1 protein-coding gene is annotated in these 3,369 nt (G+C 28.7%); it reads left to right on the top strand.

Annotation, left to right across the window (positions count from 1 at the left end; translation table 11 throughout):
• Positions 1 to 3,041 (top strand): glycoside hydrolase family 2 TIM barrel-domain containing protein (locus ABJG40_RS12930; RefSeq protein ID WP_348025004.1); only part of this gene is annotated, 3,041 nt, incomplete at its 5' end.
• Between the last annotated feature and the right edge of the window lie 328 nt (positions 3,042 to 3,369).

Genomic DNA, 3,369 nt, shown 5'->3' on the forward strand with positions numbered 1-3,369 from the left:
TCAATAGAGAAAAACCAACGGCATCATTTTATAGATATACTTCAGACAAAGAAGCTTTAAAAAATGACAATTGGAAGAACTCTTCTATGTACACTTCTTTAAACGGAACTTGGAATTTTTATTTTGCAGATAGTGTTTCTGCACGTCCAACAGATTTTTATAAAAACGATTTTAGTTTAAAAGGATGGGACACCATTAATGTGCCTTCTAATTGGGAAATGAAAGGTTTTGGAGTACCAATTTATGTAAATAGAATTTATGCATTTCCTACAAATCCGCCTTTTATACCACACAACATAAATAATGTGGGTAGTTACAAAAGAGATTTTGAAATTCCAGAAAATTGGGATGGAAAAGATATATATCTACATTTTGCAGGAGTTAGTGGAGCAATGTATGTTTGGGTAAATGGAAAGAAAGTTGGATATAATGAAGGAAGTAAAACAGCTGTAGAGTTTAAGGTAACAGATTTTGTTAAAACAGGTAAAAACAATGTTTCTGTTCAAGTTTTACGTTGGTCTGATGCTAGTTATATGGAAGATCAAGATTTCTGGAGATTAAGTGGTATAGAACGTGATGCATACTTATATGTAACAAATAAAGTAACAGTAAGAGATTTTAGAGTTATTTCAGATTTAGAAAATAATTATAAAGATGGTGTTTTTAATGCAAGTTTAAAAGTAGATAATAACACCAATAACGAAGTAAAAAATACGATTGAAGTTAAATTGTTAGATGGAGATACTGAAGTATATTCAGCCACTAAAACCATTTCTTTAAAAGCAGGTAGAAATATAGTTGATTTTAATAAAGTAATAAAAGATGTAAAAACGTGGAATGCAGAAAAACCAAATCTTTACTCTTTGCTTATCAACTTAAAAGATGCTAATGATAAAACAACGGAAGCAACTTCTATTAAAGTAGGTTTTAGAAATGTAAAAATTGTAAACAACCAGTTTTTAGTAAATGGGAAGCCTGTATTAATAAAAGGAGCTAATTTACACGATCATAGTGATACAGAAGGACATACAGTTTCTGAAGCATTAACGCTAAAAGATTTATTGGTGATGAAACAAAATAACTTAAACGCAATACGTTGTAGTCATTACCCGAAAGATCCTCATTTTTATAGAATGTGTGATAAATATGGTTTTTATGTAGTAGATGAAGCAAATATAGAATCACATGGTTTAGGTGCTACAAACCAAGGTTTGGATAAAAACAAAAAAGCACAAAAAATTCATCCAGCGTATCAACCAGAGTGGAAAGGAGCACATTTAGACAGAACTATTAGAATGTTTGAGCGTGATAAAAATTACCCATCTATTGTTACTTGGTCTTTAGGAAATGAAGCAGGAAATGGAGATAACTTTTTTGCAACGTATAAATATTTAAAAGATCAAGATGCTACAAGACCAACACAATATGAAGGAGCATTGAATTATGCAAATACAGATATTCAAGCGCCAATGTATTGGTCTATTGAAAAAATGATTAAATATGCAGAAAACAAGCCTACAAGACCTTTAATTCAATGTGAATATGCACATGCAATGGGTAATAGTACAGGTAATTTTCAAGAATATTGGGATGTTATTGAGAAATATGACATTATGCAAGGTGGATTTATCTGGGATTGGGTAGATCAAGGAATTTTAACCAAAGATGAAAAAGGAACTCCTTACTGGGCATATGGAGGAGATTTAGGTGCAGATGCTTACAGAAGTGATGTTAATTTTTGTTTAAATGGAGTTGTAAATCCAGATAGAACAGCGCATCCAGCATTATTTGAAGTTAAAAAAGTGTATCAATATATTAAATTTAAACCTGTAAATTTAAAGAAAGGTGAAATTGAAATTAAAAATATATATGATTTCACTAATTTAAGTGAGTATAAGTTTACTTGGTTATTATTAGAAGATGGTAAAGAAGTTGGTAGAGGTGATTTACCTCAATTGGATATTGCTTCTTATCAAACTAAAAAAGTGAAAATAAACTTACCTAAACTTAAAAATTCTAATGCAGAATATCATTTAAATGTTTATGCTTTAAATAGAAATGAAACAGATTTAGTACCTAATAATTACGTGGTTGCTTCTGAGCAATTTCAATTAACAAAAACTATTTTTGGTTCAAAAACATTGGTAAATAATAATGATATTTCAATTAAAACAGCAAATAATATCACAACTATTTCTAATAAAAACTTTGATTTAAAGGTTGATAAAAAAACAGGACGACTTACAAGTCTAGATTATGGGAATGGAAATATTTTAGTTAATAGCGTTACACCTAATTTTTGGAGAGCAACAACAGATAATGATTTTGGAGCAAAATCACCAAAAAAATTAGCTATTTGGAAACAAGCAACCGAAAAACAATCGTTAAAAGAAGTAAAAGTATTTAAAAACCCAAAAGTTAAAGGAGAAGTGATTGTTCAAACTATTTTTGATTTGGCTTCTGTTAAAGGTCAAGTTTCAGTAGATTATATAATTAATTCTGCAGGAGAAATTACAATAACAAATAAGTTATACAATTTAGGTAAAAAGTTACCTCATTTACCAAGGTTTGGAAATAACTTTATCATTGAGAATGAATACGATAATGTACATTGGTTTGGTAGAGGACCACATGAAAATTATATTGATAGAAACACTTCAGCTTTTGTAGGAGATTTCAAAGCATCTGTAGATGATTTATATTTTCCATATATACGTCCCCAAGAAAATGGTTATAGATCAGATGTTCGTTGGGTATCATTTACTAATAAAGAGGGTAGAGGTATTAAGGTTGTTGGAGACCAATTATTAGGTTTTAGTGCACATCATCAATATAACAAAGATTTTGATGCAGGAAAAACCAAACAACAACGTCATACAATAGATATTGTTAAAAGAGATTTTGTAAATATTAATGTAGATTACCTGCAAACTGGTGTTGGGGGAGATAATAGTTGGAGTATAAGGGCTTTAGCGCATAAGGAATACAGGGTAAATCCATCTGATTTACAATATTCATATAAAATTATTCCTTTAAAATAATTGTAGAATAATAACATCTGTTAAAAATGTTATTTATAAAAGTTCAATTTTTAGTTCGTTATTAAAATAAAAATGATCAAAGAACTTGTTAACTAAACAAAGCCAGTGAATATAAATTCACTGGCTTTATTATTATAGTAATATTTATTTTATATCTTATTTAGATAATGTATTCATTCCTTTTATCATTTCTTTATAAATGGTTGGAATACTATTCTTCCTCATTTTTAGATATAAATATCTTTAAACCAATCAATATAAACTTCTTAATCAAATATGTCTATGATAATATACATTGACGCTTACAAAGCATTTATATTCATTTTAT

Source organism: Polaribacter sp., from assembly GCF_039939415.1.
In the GTDB taxonomy this organism is placed as follows: Bacteria; Bacteroidota; Bacteroidia; order Flavobacteriales; family Flavobacteriaceae; genus Polaribacter.